Source organism: Bacillus sp. FDAARGOS_235, assembly GCF_002073415.2.
GTDB lineage: Bacteria > Bacillota > Bacilli > Bacillales > Bacillaceae_G > Bacillus_A > Bacillus_A toyonensis.
Window position 1 is genome coordinate 1,052,080 of the sequence record NZ_CP020437.2, and the last position, 16,321, is coordinate 1,068,400.

At 33.6% G+C, this 16,321-nt stretch carries 14 protein-coding genes; all 14 read right to left on the reverse strand.

The features are described from left to right. Positions 1–35 precede the first annotated feature (35 nt). Positions 36–1,844: an IucA/IucC family protein gene (locus A6J74_RS07055; RefSeq protein ID WP_001163333.1), complete on the reverse strand. Its 1,809-nt coding sequence runs from the start codon at positions 1,842–1,844 to the stop codon at positions 36–38. 307 nt (positions 1,845–2,151) lie between these two features. Beyond that, the gene (locus A6J74_RS07060; RefSeq protein ID WP_000229284.1) at positions 2,152–2,676 is read right to left on the reverse strand and encodes a GNAT family N-acetyltransferase; all 525 of its coding nucleotides are present in this window, start codon (positions 2,674–2,676) and stop codon (positions 2,152–2,154) included. Between the two features lie 79 nt (positions 2,677–2,755). After that, on the reverse strand, positions 2,756–3,436 hold the full coding sequence (locus A6J74_RS07065; protein ID WP_000119505.1) for an MgtC/SapB family protein: 681 nt from the start codon (positions 3,434–3,436) through the stop codon (positions 2,756–2,758). A 156-nt stretch (positions 3,437–3,592) separates the two neighbouring features. Beyond that, on the reverse strand, positions 3,593–4,249 hold the full coding sequence (locus A6J74_RS07070) for a YkyA family protein (RefSeq protein ID WP_033658408.1): 657 nt from the start codon (positions 4,247–4,249) through the stop codon (positions 3,593–3,595). A 14-nt stretch (positions 4,250–4,263) separates the two neighbouring features. Further along, a complete protein-coding gene (locus A6J74_RS07075; protein ID WP_000409398.1) occupies positions 4,264–5,085 on the reverse strand; it encodes a peptidoglycan-N-acetylglucosamine deacetylase in 822 nt (273 codons plus the stop codon). 251 nt (positions 5,086–5,336) lie between these two features. Next, the gene (locus A6J74_RS07080) at positions 5,337–6,698 is read right to left on the reverse strand and encodes a HAMP domain-containing sensor histidine kinase (RefSeq protein WP_000824522.1); all 1,362 of its coding nucleotides are present in this window, start codon (positions 6,696–6,698) and stop codon (positions 5,337–5,339) included. Beyond that, complete coding sequence (locus tag A6J74_RS07085; RefSeq protein ID WP_000104235.1) at positions 6,695–7,384, reverse strand: response regulator transcription factor; 690 nt, start codon at positions 7,382–7,384, stop codon at positions 6,695–6,697. The genes A6J74_RS07080 and A6J74_RS07085 overlap by 4 nt, the downstream gene beginning before the upstream one ends. A 13-nt stretch (positions 7,385–7,397) precedes the next feature. Beyond that, the gene (locus tag A6J74_RS07090; RefSeq protein ID WP_001174826.1) at positions 7,398–8,645 is read right to left on the reverse strand and encodes a hypothetical protein; all 1,248 of its coding nucleotides are present in this window, start codon (positions 8,643–8,645) and stop codon (positions 7,398–7,400) included. Between the two features lie 152 nt (positions 8,646–8,797). Beyond that, positions 8,798–9,802 carry an LCP family protein gene (locus A6J74_RS07095; RefSeq protein ID WP_002093782.1) on the reverse strand — a complete coding sequence of 335 codons (1,005 nt, stop codon included), beginning with the start codon at positions 9,800–9,802 and terminating at the stop codon, positions 8,798–8,800. Positions 9,803–10,120: 318 nt separating this feature from the next. Then, positions 10,121–12,427 carry a glycoside hydrolase gene (locus tag A6J74_RS07100; RefSeq protein ID WP_000738146.1) on the reverse strand — a complete coding sequence of 769 codons (2,307 nt, stop codon included), beginning with the start codon at positions 12,425–12,427 and terminating at the stop codon, positions 10,121–10,123. Positions 12,428–12,643: 216 nt separating this feature from the next. Further along, positions 12,644–12,856: a DUF6366 family protein gene (locus A6J74_RS07105; protein WP_000095422.1), complete on the reverse strand. Its 213-nt coding sequence runs from the start codon at positions 12,854–12,856 to the stop codon at positions 12,644–12,646. A 116-nt stretch (positions 12,857–12,972) separates the two neighbouring features. Beyond that, positions 12,973–13,866: a homoserine kinase gene (gene thrB, locus A6J74_RS07110; RefSeq protein WP_000612653.1), complete on the reverse strand. Its 894-nt coding sequence runs from the start codon at positions 13,864–13,866 to the stop codon at positions 12,973–12,975. Then, positions 13,863–14,921 (reverse strand): threonine synthase, encoded by a 1,059-nt coding sequence (gene thrC, locus A6J74_RS07115; RefSeq protein ID WP_000276424.1) that lies wholly within the window; start codon positions 14,919–14,921, stop codon positions 13,863–13,865. Before thrC ends, thrB begins: the two co-directional genes overlap by 4 nt. Then, positions 14,914–16,209, reverse strand: a complete 1,296-nt coding sequence (locus tag A6J74_RS07120) for a homoserine dehydrogenase (protein ID WP_000552042.1) — start codon at positions 16,207–16,209, stop codon at positions 14,914–14,916. The genes thrC and A6J74_RS07120 overlap by 8 nt, the downstream gene beginning before the upstream one ends. Positions 16,210–16,321: the final 112 nt, after the last annotated feature.

Here is a 16,321-nt window from a genome sequence, read left to right on the forward strand (position 1 = left end):
TCCATTATTTGTATTACGTGAAATTTTAACGCTATTTATGAACGAACAGCCACTTCTCTAACGAGTGGATTATGCACTTGCACATAAATTGCTTGCTCTAATGGATTTGTTAATTCATCGACATCGAAAAATCTCGTTAATAAATTTGCTTTACATGCCAACTTATCCTCTTCCAACAATTCTCTTAAAAATGTAGAAGGTTCACGGTTATATGGAAGGAATGATTCCAATACAGACCTTAATTCAGAAAGTAGAATTTCCTCCTTAATTAATCCTGCCGTACCAAAACCGTTAATAAGTCCAAACATATGATTAAAAATTAAATAGTAACGAAACCTTTCATCTACAATATAATCGTCATATAAATTCCCAGTACGTTCTCCAATACCAGATAACTCATTATTAAGCATCTCTTTCATTGAATTACAGAAATAAAATCCTTGATTATCACGGAAATAATATTTTACTGGATAACCATCCTTCAACTGTACAACACTATTTTGTTGATGAGCTTCTAATGCAACTCCATACTGTAAATACATCCATACCATCGGCTTTAAAGAAATATTTACATACCGTCTAAACCACTCTAAACTTACTTCTTCACAGCTTCTATTTTCTAACTCTGCTATATGATGAATTATATTCGATAAACGAGTGCGCTCTTCAGGAATAGCATCTTGAACTAGTCCAGCAATTAATGTAGCATCATTTGCATGTTCACTATAGAAAGGGTTCTCGCGAATAATTACTTCAAATCCAGATTCTTGTGTTCCATAATTTAATGTAATAAAGGCTGGATCACAAATAAAATCAAAGCCTGGAAATCTTTCTCGTACTTCACCAATAGCCGTATTTAACATTTCCTTCCCTTCAAGGCCACTCTCAAGTTCTTTCAACTTATTAATGCGCATTGAATTTGTTACTTTCACTGGAAAGGAAAACTTAAGCATATATTTCGAATGAGGATGATATAGCGTCCTAAGTGATGATGTTGCCATATAACACTTACCTACTGGACCAATATATTCAAGCACTCCTTGATTTATCCACTCTTGTACATAAGGTTGATGTAATAACCATTCAGCCTGAAGCGGATGAATTGGAATTAATGAATATTCATCTTCCTTACAGTACTTCTCTATAAATTCCTCATTTACCATCTCATCTTTACTTAATTCTTCTTTTATAATCGTTGTTGTAGAATCTAATAATAATGATTTTTCATTTACTATACTTTTATGTACGCGAAAATAATGAAGCTGGCATTCTCCTTTTAATTCTGGAGAATACATTGCACTTTTCCAATCCAATATACCTTGTCTACTCTTTGGGGTAGGATGAGTTAAATGCCCAAATAATAAAGATTGCTCCGCCTCTATAAAAGTTGTATGGAAACCATATAATGCAGATGTATCTTCTGCTCTCTCTTTTGTAAATTCTTCAATATTTTGACAACTGCGAATAACTCGAAGCATAAGCTCAGCAGGATTAGTTCCTTCTCCATAGTTGATAGACATCTCTTTTATTAAAAATGTAATAACTGTAACATAATCTGCTTTTATAACAGTTTTAGTTTCTCCAATTTGATAATAAAACTGTTCTCCAAACAAATGGCGATCTGTTGCTGATTTATATATAACTTCTCCATACAAAGTAACATTCTGTGCCGATAGCCGACAACATAAATATGTGGGGACTACATTTCTATTCAACGTATTACTGAAGATACTTTCCATTCTTTCATCCTCTGTAATCCATTCTCCACTCCCTGTTTCTCTTAAATAACAGTTTAAAAAACTTTGTATTGTTGCATGTTCTGCGATTTGTTTCGCATGCTGCATACTGGTCCTCCTCTTTATATTAACGCTATCGAAATTTTATAAAACAACCAATGATTGAATATCATTATCAATTATGATTCTAATTGATTGTTATTATCAATTCAAGAGTATATTTCAGAATTTTTTTATCTAACTAAATTTTTTTCCTTTTCTATCATTTATTTCATCTAATTAAAGATACAATAGAAAAATTTTTACTCTCAAGTTAACTATTCATTATTTTTCACATTACTCGTTATTAATCGATTGAACAGAGTTAAACAAAAAGGTATACCAATTAAAGGTATACCTTTTAAAAACATAAAGTTTACATAATAATATTATTTATATTCCTCCAGCAATACGCTGTTTCTTCTACCTGTACTCTCTCTAAAAATTTCGTATCAATTTTTTCAGGGTTATATTTTTCATAAAACTTTTTAGCGGGATTATTAGTAACGACCCAAACTAAAAGAGATTGCATACCATTTTTTATACATTCCGACAGTAACGCTTGAAATAATTTTTGTCCTATTTTCAGTCCTTGATACTGTTGTAACAGATAAATCGCATATAATTCCCCATCACAATTATATGTACCGCTTCTTTCAACTCCCCCATCAATGAATCCGATTATTTTTCCATTTAACGTTTCTGCTACAAATCTGAATTGGTAATTATCTTCTTTTTGAAAAATATCCTCCCACTGCTTTTTTCTTTGTTCAAATGTTACATTTTCTAAAATTTCGTTTTCGAATATCCCGGTATACGTTGTTTTCCAGCTTTCCACATGTACTTTTGCTATTGCTGCAATATCTGATTTTGTCGCCCTTCTAATGTGTATCTCCACCATTCTCATCCCCTTTAGAGAATAATTATAGCAAACTGTTTTTTTATGCGTAAAAAAAAGAGTGAATTTTCATCACCCTTTTTTATCTACTTTCAACTTCAACTGAAACAACTCGATCAATCTCTTTTAGTGAACTATATAACTCAGTTGTATATAAATCTTCTGGAGCTAAAATAACCATCTCCAATTGCTGAAATGCACCACTATCAATATCTTTAATTTTCACTCGTTTTACATGCATGCCTAATTTTTTAATTTGCTTAAATATACCATCTAATTCTTGGTGCTCTTTTACAGTAATTTTTATAGATAAGTCCTTTTGTCTTAATGAATACGGGCCTGCAATTTTCACAATTTGCGGAAGTACGTTAATCGCTAAAATAATTAAAATCATGGCAACGGTCGCTTGCAAATAAAACCCTGCTCCAATTGCTATACCTAAAGCTGAAGCAGCCCACACCATAGAAGCTGTCGTTAATCCAGAAATAACGTCATTACTTCTTCGTAAAATAACACCTGCTCCAAGGAAACCGATTCCGCTCACAATTTGAGCAGCAAGACGCATTGGATCCATATTTGTATGACCTGGAACAGAATATACATGAACTGATTCAATTGAAACCATCGTAATTAAACAACTTGCTACAGAAATAACCATACTTGTTTTCACACCAAGCGGTTTATTCTTTAGCTGCCTATCTATCCCGATGAATAATCCTAAAAAGAGCGCTAAACCTAATTTGAGTAAAAATTCATATGACATGTTTCATTCTCCTTACTTTACAATGTTTCCCTTCGAATAATTCACTATAACTCTTTTATGATATCTATTCCAGTCTTTTCTATTCATTTAACGATAAAAGCCGAAAAAACATTTTTATATGTTTTTTCGGCTTTATATTCCGATTAAGAACTTTCTTTATTTCTGTTCTTTAATCTTAATCTGCGCATCTTTATAAAATGCTAATTTACTGTCATTATACTCTTTTGTATAATTGTTAAACTGCTCTTTCGACTTTTGTGCTTCTCCATTTAACTCATTAAAAGTTTTAACTTTCTCACCAATCTCTTTTAATTTCGTTTCTTTTACCTTTAATTGTTCGTACAATTCTTTTTCAGTCGCTAACGCCTTCGTGTAGTTTTCATTCATCTTTTGGAATGCATCGTAACGTTTTTTATACGACTCTTCAACTGCCTTTGCTTGCTTTTGCACTTTCTTATCTTCAAGTTTTTCTATATTACTTTGAACGGATTTCGTTTCCTTCTGCGCTTTTTCTAGCATTTCTTTTTCGTTTTTCAATACTTTTTCACGGTCAGCTACATTTGCAGTCGCTTGTTCTATCTTTTTCATAACTGCGTCATTATGATCTTTACCTTCTTGTAAAATTTGAGAATATAGTTCTTGACCTTGCTTCTCTAAACCCTCTAATTTTTTCGCTTCATCAACTAAAGACTTTTCTTGTGTCGCTGCTGTTTCAAAAGCTGTATATAAATTTTCTTCTGGCTTTTCACCGAAACAACCTGTTAATACCCCTACTGATAACGCTCCAACTAATGCTACTTTTCCATACTTCAACATTCATTCCTCCATTACATACGGTTATCATGCCAGAAGTTCACTGGGAAGTGACTTTCTTCATGATAAGCTTCAAACTCATAACCCTTTTCTTTTAACCCCTTTAAAATTGCTGGCACAGCAGCGACTGATTGCGGGTGAATATCATGCATTAAAATTACTTCTTGTGGTTTTGTTGCATTTGTTAATACGTTTTGAGCAATTTGCGCTGCAGCTGCATCAACTTGCATTTTATTATATTTCCAATCTAATGAATCAATTGTCCAATCCCAAACTTTAAAACCGCCTTCTACCACTTTATTTCGAAGGCCTTCATTTAATCCAGGCATCGAACCATATGGTGGACGTGTTAATTTAGGTGATTTTCCAATAATATTAGCAATTAAGCTTTGGTCTTCTTTCATCTCATTTACATATTCACCATTTTTATATAACTTTGCAAAATTATGTGTCATACTATGCATACCTACATAATGTCCCTCTGCATTTTCACGTTTCACTAAATCCGGAAACTCTTTTACATTCGCTCCAATTAAAAAGAATGTCGCCTTCGCATCATGCTGTTTTAACGTATTTAATAATTCAGCCGTATATTTTCCTGGTCCATCATCAAATGTAAGATAAGCAACTTTTCTTTCTTTTCCATTAAAACGACTTGGTGCCGTTTTATTCAATTCAACTTTTGATTGTTCACTTGCAAGCTGTACTACATTTTCTTGTTTTGCAACAGCCTTTGCTGGTGACGTAATTGATTGAAACATAAAATACCCAATAGCTACTGCTGCAACCGCTATTAAAACGACTACTACTCGTTTCATATTAAAAGCTTTTTCCATTCTATCGAATTCCTCTCCCTATTAATCTTATATATAAATCACCCAATGTAATTATACATCTATTTATTTTATTGCACGATATAAAGTGAAACTTTAATCAGTGGGGGTATTCATCCCCCACTGATTATTAACCTTCACTAATCGAGTGTTTACGGGCAGTTAATTTCCCACCTACCTTCTTTGCTCTAGCCGAATTTTGAGGCGGGAATCTCACTACCCACAAATAGCGTGATAAATAGACTGTATATGTATTATAATGGGAGTTTTATCAAAATTGTTGTTCCTATTCCTTCTTTACTCACAATACTAAGTGTACCTCTATGAAGCTCCACCATTTTTTTTACGATAGCTAAGCCAAGGCCTGCACCTGCAGCATGATTATTAATCTGGTAAAAAGACTGCTCTATATATGGTAAATGCTCTTTAGCAATTCCAATCCCTTCATCTTTCACCTTTATCACTGCTTGTCCTTCATTTTTAGTCGCTTCAATGTATACAGTACCATTTTCATGTGAATATTTAATTGCATTTTGAATAATATTCAAGAAAATTTGCTTTAGCCTATTTCGGTCTCCCAACAATTCAATTCGTTCTATAGTATTAATGAATTGAATTTGTTTCTTTTCAGCGTTAGGAGTTAATTGCCAAATCGTCTCCTCTAGTATATCGTACAATTGCACCTTTTGTTTATATAAATTAAAATGATTTGATTGTAATCTTGAAAAATCTAACAATTCTTCTACTAAATGAATCAATCGGTCTGTCTCACCGGAAATAATCCCCATACCTTGCTTGATTTCTTCTTCTGTTAAATGTTCTACTGTTTTAAGCGTCTCACTCCAACCTTTAATTCCTGTTAAAGGTGTTCGTATTTCATGAGAAATAGAAGCGATAAATTCATTTTTCATCTGTTCCGCTTTTTCTATTTTATCAGACATATAGTTTAAACTATGTGCTAATTCACCTAATTCACCAGGATAATCTTCTTTAATTTTATTTTTCAACGTTCCTTCTGCGATTTGTGAAGAAGCTTGAATGATAGATTCAATTGGCTCAACAAAAGAATTTGCCAAGCGTCTACTAATTGAGAAGACAATACATGAAATAACAATACCAACGGCAATAGTAAACATAATAATTTCAATAATCTTTGCATTCACATGTGTTAATACTGTCGTATATTTTAAAACACCGATTGTTTGTCCTTGATGTATAAGTGGGCTTAGCACTTCTAGTTGTTTTTCATTATCTTTCGTAGTAGTAACTTGATTATACATTTCACCTTCCAATAAAGATTGTGGGATATTCACTTTACCTTCTACTTTTTCACCACTTGAAGATTGTATAACCGAACCATGACGATCAATTAACTGTAATTCCGTTCCATCTAATTGAAAACTACTAATTATGTCACCACTATATTCTTGCAAACGAATAAAATATAATGAATTGTATTCTGAGAAAAATCGAGTACTCGTCTTCGCATGAGATTCTATATATTGCACAATACCATTATAATAATATCGATAAATTGAGACCGAAAATACTACCTCAAACAATACAAGCATAAGTGTAATGACCGTCATAAAATATAAAGTCACTTTCCGTTTCATCTTATACTTTCCTTCCACACATATCCTTTTCCCCACACTGTAAGGATAAATTCGGGTTCTGATGGATTACATTCTATCTTTTGGCGTAACCGTCTCATATTTACATCTACGACTTTCGTCTCGCCTACGTAATTCGTTCCCCAAATCATATTTAAAATTTCATCACGTGAAACCGGCTTTGAGGATTGATTCATTAAGTATTGTAAAATCATATACTCTGTAGGTGTTAAATCAACCAATTGTCCATCTCTATATAATCTTTCTTCTATAATATTTAACGAAAACGGACCAGACGTAATTGTATTCGTTTTTTCTTTATGCACTTCTATTCTTCTTAATAGAGATTGTATACGTGCAGTTAACTCTACTGGACTAAACGGTTTTGTAATATAATCATCTGCACCAATTCCTAGTCCTTGCACCACATCTCCATCTTGTACACGTGCGGTTAACATAATAATGCCCATTTTTTTATTTTCTTCCCGAATAGTTTTACAAACTTGAAAACCATCAATTCCTGGTAACATGACATCAAGTAACGCTACATCAACAGTGTGATCACATAAAATCTGTAACGCTTCTTCTCCAGTACTAGCTTCTAATACATAAAATCCAGCACGCTTTAAATTTAAGACAATAAAACTACGGATTGGCATTTCATCTTCTAAAACTAAAATTGTTGACATAATTTCCACCTCCCTACTCTTGTTGATAATCCGCTAGCGGTTTTATATATGCTTTCACTTTTTTAAACTTTGATCGCTTCGGCACTGCATATACGTGAGAAGCCGTTTTCACCGCTGCCTCGAATCCTTTTATTTTGAACCATTCTTTCCGCTTAAAAATTTGGACTTCAAGCCATATTTCATTTGTATTTACGTCCAAAAACTTTTGAGAATTTGATTCCTTCTGCTGATCTGGGATAGTAATTTTCCCAATCAACTCTTCAGGAATTTTCACAAAATACCCTTTTTCTATATCGATGTATCTTTCTTCTATAGGTTTCGTTCCATCTTCACTCCACTGTATGTAACGTTCAAAGAGCGGACTATCTCCATGTGACTTATCTTCCCAACCTTTTGGACGTACAGTACGAACAAATTCAATAATACCGTCTTCATTTACATCTTTACTTTCCACCACATATTCATTGAATAAATCTTCTTTCCCATCTATAGGTAGTACCTCATAATGATCCTTATCAAATTTTGCTACATAAGTTATACCTGAATGAGCCCCAATTCCTGCATCAATTACAATCGCCTTTAATGTTTTAGAAATATGGCCCATTTGTATTCTTTGAATACTATTTATAAATGGATCAAATGTAACTTCTGATATTGTCTTAAACTGCTCAATAAGCTCAACTGTCAACTTCTCATCTTTTTCATAAGTAACAAGGCTTATATCATTAAGACCATTTCTATTTAGATCCTCTATAAATAACTTCGTGTAACGCCGATTATAAATCTCCTTCATATCATCATTTTCTTCTGAAAAAGCATACATAACATGTTCTAACGATTCACGATTTACAGAGATTCCAATTAATAATTCTCGCTTCCCATTCCCTGTAAAATCACCCACTTCAACGATATCTATATCCTCACCATCAAATTTATGCGTGGACTTTATTTTCCACTTATAGCCGATTTCCTCATATACAGCTAAATATACGCTACGATCTTCATTCGGCAATTTATAAAATACGATGGCTTCTTTTTTATTATCTTGTTTAAAATCCATTGACCAAATCATTTGTTTATCTTTATTAGACTTTGGAGTAAGCAACCGATAATTAACAGGCAAATCTTTATCTATTTGCTCTTTTAGTTCATTAATCCACTTTTCATTTGCAGGAGCTCCCATTAAATTGGTTGGAGCTTCAGACATTTTACATCCAGTCAATATAAAGACGATTCCCATAATGCTTATCCATTTTTGCATATGTTATCTTTCCTTATAACAGTATTTATCTTTACTTTTTGCTTATCCAATAATCTCATACATATGAGTATAATTTTTCTAGAATAAAAAATCGTTACAGAAAAGTTACAAATCCATTTCCATAAAAAAAGATTGGCAAAGGCCAATCTTTTTTACTTTTCATTTAGAACTGATTTTGGCGTTACACCTAGATGTTGATTCAGTTTATTTGAAATATCTTTCACATTTTTTTCATTTGGAATGTAATAATAAATACCACCAATACGTTTATCAGTACCTTCAATTTGCATCTTTTCCATTTGTAGATCCGATCCTGCCATGTTTTTCGTAATAGCAAGCATATCATCAAATGTTAAGTTTGTTTTCATGTTTTTATCAACTGCATCAAGTAGAGAGCCCATTTTGCTAATTGATTGAACAGACATTGCTTTTTTCGCAATTGCTTCTATTACAAGTTGTTGTCTCTGTCCGCGCATTGCATCACTATCAATTTTACGTGTTCTTGCAAGTGCAAGTGCCTGTTCTCCATTTAAATGTTGGAAACCTTTTTCTAAATGAATCATACCTGCTTGGTCTTTACTATCTTGCTCTGTGAACGTAACAGGTACATCAATATCAATACCACCTAGTGAATCTACAATTTGAACAAATGACTCAAAGTTAAACTTCACATAATAATCAACTGGAACATTTAAAAATCTTTCCACAGTATCTCGTGTACTTTCAACACCACCAAATACATGTGCATGCGTAATTTTATCTAATTTTTTTCTAGATGGAATATAAACACGTGAATCACGCGGAATACTAACTAATTTAACAGATTTATCATCTTTATTAATTGTTGCTAATAAAAGTGCATCCGTTCGAACCGCTTCACCATATTGACTTTTCCGCATTTCACTACCGTCTACACCCATAATTAAAATTGAGATATTATCCTTTAAAGGTTCCACTTCTTTATCACGTTTTGATGATTTATCAATTTGTGCATATGCATCACTTACAACCGCTTTTGCTTTATTATATATTAACGACCCATATCCTACTCCACCAAAAACAAGCAAGAACAATGGAATTATTATAAACCACTTTATTGACTTTCTTTTAGAACGCTTCTTATTACTTCTCGTATTTTGTTCTAATTCAGAGCTCATACCCATTCGCCTCTCTTTCTCTTTCCCTAGTATAATGTATGTCTAGTAATCTTCATATTGAATTTCCTTTCAATTACCTTACAAATTTGTAAGGTTACATTGTGGATTCAATATATATTCCATTTCACATTATACTCTCGTACTTATTTTTGGCAAGTCACTATTTACTAACTTCAAAAATTTAGCACTTCGCAACATTCGAAATTACAGATTTATCAACCTTTTCATTTCAAATAATCTGACTTTCAACTGAAAGAACGAACAAAATAGTGAGTCAAGTTAGTTATTAACTCTCTATTCATACAGTTATATTTCACATTATTGTTTCGCCAACGGCGTATACATGATTTTCTTCCCATTATTATAAATTAAAGCAGTCTTTGCTTTTAATTTCGTTTTTTCTATTTCCACATCTTCATTTGAGAAATTCACAATAATTTTAATATCTTTTCCATATGAAGTAGATTGTACTAGCTTATCTTCTGACAAGTATGCAAAGTTTGTCATTTCTTCTTTTACTGCCTTTTTATGAACTTCATTCCAAACTTTCAGATGCTCTGTAATTTCTTTTTTATGCTGATTCCACTCTACTTCATCTAAATGGTACAAAGGAGGAACATTATACAATAACTCATATAGCATACGGCTTCCTACCTCATCTTTCACTTTCAAACTTCCCCATTCCCAGTGATGCGTTGTAATGACGGAATCGTTGTATACTAATTTATATAAAGGAAGCGAATATACTGGATTTAAATATACTTGTTTATATTCTTCTTTCAATGGTACTTGTTTTGCATATTTTTCTGGAACATTTTGATTTGGTGAATAATATCCACCGACATAATACGGGCTTGTTTTGTTTTTCCGCATATCTTCATCGTCCCATTTAATAACTGGCGTTTCAATTCCATGAGCAAATGCAATCGTACTACTGGCAAAATCATTTCCGCCCTCAGAGCCAACTACCATACCTTTTTCTTGGGCAATATAATCCATTCGTTGTAATCTTGCTTTTAAATCTTGTTCCTGTGTCGTTACATGTTTTGATGAATAGTCATCATAAATTTCACCCGTTGCATCACAATCGATAAACCATGAATTATATTTAGGACCATTTTGCAATATATCGTTCATTCGTTCTTTTACACTAGGAAGTGATAATGTTGGATTTAGTTTGCGCCCTCTACCTAAAAACCCTTGCACCTTTTCTCCATTTTTCTTCGTTACAGTTGCCTCTTCATATAACGATGGATCATTAAAGGACGCTGTGTTCCAATTTTTATCACCTTTCTCATGAATGGAATGATAAGAATCATACGGACCAACTAAATATCCCATTTTCTTAGCTTCTGTAACAAAATTAGGTTGCATAAATCCTTGTTCCCAGTTCGGTAGACCAATCCAAGCTTTGTCTATCCCTTCTTCTTTCATTTCCTTTATTATATCCGTTCCATCTGCGTTTCCCCACTTACTTATATCTTCAACTGAATCACCAAGTACTGACTTTAATAAATGCTTATTTAAGCTATACAGTTCTGCTTTCGATAAGTGATCTATACCTTTTTTTAATAACTCACTAGCCTCCTGATCAACTTTCGGGAAAATATCCTCTTTATACAATTCCTTCATTGATAACACTTCGTTTACATAACGCAAAATAACATTTTTTTGATACTTATCAATGAAATCTTGTTTACTTACTTGCTCAAATACATTTAATTCCCCAGGCTCTGAACTATTTTTTTGAATAAGCTCTTTTATATGGCTAAACACTGGGCTATTTATTTGCTCTCTTAACTTCGGCCAATTTACATTACTTGCTGATAAACCATTTTGATTCCAAAAATAAAAATGAGCCGCTCCATAAAGTTTTTCAATTTCTTTATTTCTTCTTGCCTTTTCTTGTAATGTTTTAAATTCACCTTTTTCCATAATGTTATCCTTATACAGCTTAGCAATACTTACTGCATCAGTATTTGTGACATATAATTGAAAACCATATGTTTTATTTTTATTTATACTCGGGAATTCATGTATAAAATCAAACCCTATTTTCGGATCCGAATGAAATTTCACTTCATTATTAAATAGATTATTCGCAATATATACAATGGAATATTTCGAACCATTTAATGCAAAAAACTTCATAGAAAATGATTCAGCAAATGAATATGCATCATCCTTTAAAAACTTCTTCCAATTCTCATCATTACTTGGAATTTGTTTACCTTCCCATAACGGAAGTGTATAATTTTCAGCCTGTACTTTCGGCCATGTAAAGCTTTCTGCACCAATCGATTCTACTTCAATATTTAAGTGGTCTTTTTTCTTTTCTAAGTTTACTTTTACTTTTTGATCTGGATATTCCCACGACATACGATCCTTATCTTTTTTTACATTCGACACCTTCATTTTCGGCAGAGCTCGTGATGCCTGTTCCTTTACACCATCATGTTCTACAGTTAACGTGAAAGTCTCTGGATTTACATCGTAAGTAAAATCTTTATACGTCGCTTTCTTTATTTTAGACTCTTGTACAGCATTATTACCTTTTACATCACACCCGACTAAAGTCGAAAATGACATAGTTGTAAGAAGACATATCGCTATCATTTTTTTCATCTCCTGCACCTCCATCCCTGAATATACAGGGGATTTGTTACAGGAATATGGCAAAAAATAATAGAGCTAGCATAATGCTAACTCTATTATGAGTATAAAAAGTTCTCAAATAACTATAATTTATTTTTTAATATGTAATACAGCGGGACTTTAATCCTTGTTTTTTATTTTCACAAATAATGCAAATAAACAAATTAAAGTTTCGCTAGGCTTTCCTTAACTGAAAAAGTAAGTGTATATAATATATCCTAAAACTAACACTAAAATTAATATCCCTGTACCTTTCCAATTCATGCCCCCTGTCATATCACCAAGGCTACCTGATTCCGCTCTATTGAGCCCATCATTCAAAGAACCGGTAGGGTTATTTTTTAACTCACTTTGTCTTATGTGTTCTCTTTTTTCTTCTGGTGACTCTTTTGAACTCATATAATCACCTCCAAAATTAATACGCTCTTTACTGAATTATACAATACTCATTTTCATTTTATATGCTGATTTAAAATATATTTACAGCAAAAAAAAGCTAGCGATGCTAGCTTTTTTTATAATCCAATATGTTCTTCCTTATTTACAGAAATCCCTTTATGATCGATTTCAAGCTCACATACTTTCATAGCTGTAAATACTTTCGCTAATTGCTCAGCGATTTCTTGACGTTTCTCATACGGCGTTAATATAAAAATAGATGGTCCCGCACCGCTAAGTGCTGTGCCGTACGCACCGAATTCTTTTGCGCATTTACGAATAGATGGTAATAACGGTACGAGTTCTAAACGATATGGCTCGTGAAAATGATCTCTTTCCATCATTTCACCTACAACTTCCCACCGCTTTTGGCATAATGCTGCTACTAATACGTTGCTTATCGCACTAGCTTTAACTGCTTCATGAAACGGAAACATTTCTGGTAATACAGATCGACTTTCATCTGTATTTAGCTCTTCATTTGGAATAAGAGAAATTACGCCTAATTCCTTACTTTCAATCCTTACAACTGAAACATTCTTTCCATCAAGTGCTCCGATTACAGTTCCACCTAATATAGAAGCTGCAACATTATCTGGATGCCCTTCAAAATTTGTAGCAATTTGAACCTTTTGATCAGTCGTTAAGTTCAAATTAGCAAGTTGATTCGCAAGCTCTATTCCTGCTACAATCGCTGAGGCACTACTTCCTAGTCCTCTTGTTAGCGGAATATTACTAGTAACTTCTATTATATGGGGTGATAAAGAAGGACATACTTTACATGCCGTGCTAACGATTAAATTTTTATCATCTGTCGGAATTGAATCTTCAAAGGAATGTATTACTTGCCATTTATCAGCTGTGCCCTTTACAACAACCTCTAAATACAATGACAAAGCTATTCCTACTGAATCAAATCCAGGTCCAACATTTGCTGTACTAGCAGGCACACGTACTCTCAATGGTATCACGACATAATCACCCCTTTTATATGTTCTTTAATTTGTTCTATATCATTTGAAACACTTGCAATATCTAATTTATTAGAAGAAATTGCGATATCAGGATCTTTCAAACCATTTCCAGTTAATACCGCAACTACTGTTTCTCCTTTTTTGATTTTTCCAGATTGAACATGTTTCATTACGCCAGCTAATGAAGCATTTGATCCTGGCTCAGCGAAAACCCCTTCCGTTTTTGCTAACAATCTATACGCATGTAATATTTCCTCATCTGATACCATATCTATCTCGCCTCGAGACTGCTCAGCAGCCTCTACTGCATATGACCAACTCGCTGGGTTACCGATACGTATAGCTGTTGCAATTGTTTCAGGTTCTTCAATTACATGTCCTTTTACAATTGCAGCTGCTCCTTCCGCTTCAAAGCCGTGAATTCTTGGCTTTTTGTAGCCTTTTTCTTTCTCATATTCACAGAACCCTTTCCAGTATGCTGTAATATTCCCTGCATTCCCAACAGGAATAGCGAGAACATCTGGCGCTTTTTGCAACTGGTCACAAATTTCAAACGCTGCTGTTTTTTGCCCTTCAATTCGATAAGGGTTCACTGAGTTTACTAATGTAATTGGCTCTTCTGCAGCAATGTTTCTTACAGCCTTAAGTGCATCATCAAAATTTCCTTCTATTGAAATGATTTCAGCTCCATAAGCGACTGCTTGCGCTAACTTTCCATGCGCAATCTTTCCTTTCGGGATTACGATAATACATTTCATTCCGAGGCGTGCCGCATATGCTGCAGCCGCTGCCGATGTATTACCTGTTGATGCACAAATGATTGCCTCAGAACCTTCTTCTTTCGCTTTAGCAACCGCCATTACCATACCACGATCTTTAAAAGAACCTGTTGGATTCGCTCCTTCATACTTACCATATAAGTGAATCCCTAATTGTTTTGATATATTTAATAATGGAATTAGAGGCGTATTCCCTTCCATTAAACTGACATCAGGTGTGTTTTCATTTACTGGTAAATAAGCAGCATACTGTTTTAATAGTCCTTTATACATATTGTTTTTCCTCCTCAATAATGTAATAACTGTTTATTTCACTTGCGACAGCTTCTATTGCTCCTAAAACTTTTTCGAATTGATATTTTGAAGTTTGATGTGTCACAACAACGACTTCTGCAAGCTCACGATTCAAAGGTAATTGAATCACTTCTTTTAAACTTACAGAATAATTAACGAAACATTCTGTTACTTTTTGCAACATCCCTGGCTCATCTTGTAATGAAATACGTAAGAAGTATTTCGAAACAACTTCTTCATCTCCTTGTAATTCATACGGCACTGGTTCTTTTAACGCACTTTTATTTTTCGGAACTTGATTCATATTTTTAACAATCGAAATAATATCACTTACTACAGCAGAGCCAGTCGGTAACTTCCCAGCTCCAGGTCCGTAAAACATCACTTCCCCTACTGCTTGACCGTGAACATACACTGCATTAAATTCATTATTTACATTTGATAACGGATGACGGCTTGGTAAAAGAGTCGGTTCTACACTTAAATGAATAGCTGCTCCTTGTTTCTCCGCTTTACCAATTAGTTTCATAGTAAATCCTAACTTTTCAGCCATTTGTAAATCTTCTTTTGCAACCTTTCGAATCCCTCTCACTTGCACATCATCTAATGAAACATTCATCGAAAACCCTAAATTCGCAAGGATCGCTACCTTTCTCGCCGCATCTAGTCCATCTACATCTGCTGTCGGATCTGATTCTGCGAATCCTAATTTTTGTGCTTCCTGTAAAGCCTCTTCATACGACCATCCATTTTGACTCATCTTTGTTAACATGTAATTTGTTGTTCCATTTACAATTCCCATTATTTTTTCAATTTGATCTGAAGCTAATCCGTCTGTTAATCCTCTTAACACTGGAATACCACCCGCTACACTTGCCTCATAACATAGATCACAATCATTTACGTTCGCTAATTGAAGAAGTTCCGCACCGTATACAGCCATTAAATCTTTATTTGCTGTTACGACATGCTTCTTATTTCGTAAAGCCTTCACAATATGCTGTTTTGCTTCTTCAATTCCGCCCATTACCTCTACTACAATATCAATATTTGAATCATTTAGAACTTCATCTGCATGACTTGTTACTGCAATTCCATCAATACAAACATCGCGTTCTTTTTCCAAATCACGTACAACGACTGTTTTTACTTTCACTTCGTATCCTGTATCAAGTGCGATTTTTTTATAATGTTCTTTCAAAATGTGGACAACACCACTTCCGACTGTACCTAATCCTAACACCCCAACATTAATAACGTTATGCATCTTCTAATCTCCTCCTACAATTTTATTTTTTATCTCTATCAATCACCTTGTTCTGCTTTTTAATCATGCAGGTGGTGGTTATTTCCGTACGTACGAATCGTTTCATGTTACA

Excerpts from the sequence above, each read along its gene's own strand:
- A6J74_RS07055 (WP_001163333.1), bottom strand. The coding sequence starts at position 1,844 with ATGCAGCATGCGAAACAAATCGCAGAACATGCAACAATACAAAGTTTT.
- A6J74_RS07060 (WP_000229284.1), bottom strand. The coding sequence starts at position 2,676 with ATGGTGGAGATACACATTAGAAGGGCGACAAAATCAGATATTGCAGCA.
- A6J74_RS07065 (WP_000119505.1), bottom strand. The coding sequence starts at position 3,436 with ATGTCATATGAATTTTTACTCAAATTAGGTTTAGCGCTCTTTTTAGGA.
- A6J74_RS07075 (WP_000409398.1), bottom strand. The coding sequence starts at position 5,085 with ATGGAAAAAGCTTTTAATATGAAACGAGTAGTAGTCGTTTTAATAGCG.
- A6J74_RS07080 (WP_000824522.1), bottom strand. The coding sequence starts at position 6,698 with ATGAAACGGAAAGTGACTTTATATTTTATGACGGTCATTACACTTATG.
- A6J74_RS07085 (WP_000104235.1), bottom strand. The coding sequence starts at position 7,384 with ATGTCAACAATTTTAGTTTTAGAAGATGAAATGCCAATCCGTAGTTTT.
- A6J74_RS07090 (WP_001174826.1), bottom strand. The coding sequence starts at position 8,645 with ATGCAAAAATGGATAAGCATTATGGGAATCGTCTTTATATTGACTGGA.
- A6J74_RS07095 (WP_002093782.1), bottom strand. The coding sequence starts at position 9,802 with ATGAGCTCTGAATTAGAACAAAATACGAGAAGTAATAAGAAGCGTTCT.
- A6J74_RS07100 (WP_000738146.1), bottom strand. The coding sequence starts at position 12,427 with ATGAAAAAAATGATAGCGATATGTCTTCTTACAACTATGTCATTTTCG.
- A6J74_RS07105 (WP_000095422.1), bottom strand. The coding sequence starts at position 12,856 with ATGAGTTCAAAAGAGTCACCAGAAGAAAAAAGAGAACACATAAGACAA.
- thrC (WP_000276424.1), bottom strand. The coding sequence starts at position 14,921 with ATGTATAAAGGACTATTAAAACAGTATGCTGCTTATTTACCAGTAAAT.
- A6J74_RS07120 (WP_000552042.1), bottom strand. The coding sequence starts at position 16,209 with ATGCATAACGTTATTAATGTTGGGGTGTTAGGATTAGGTACAGTCGGA.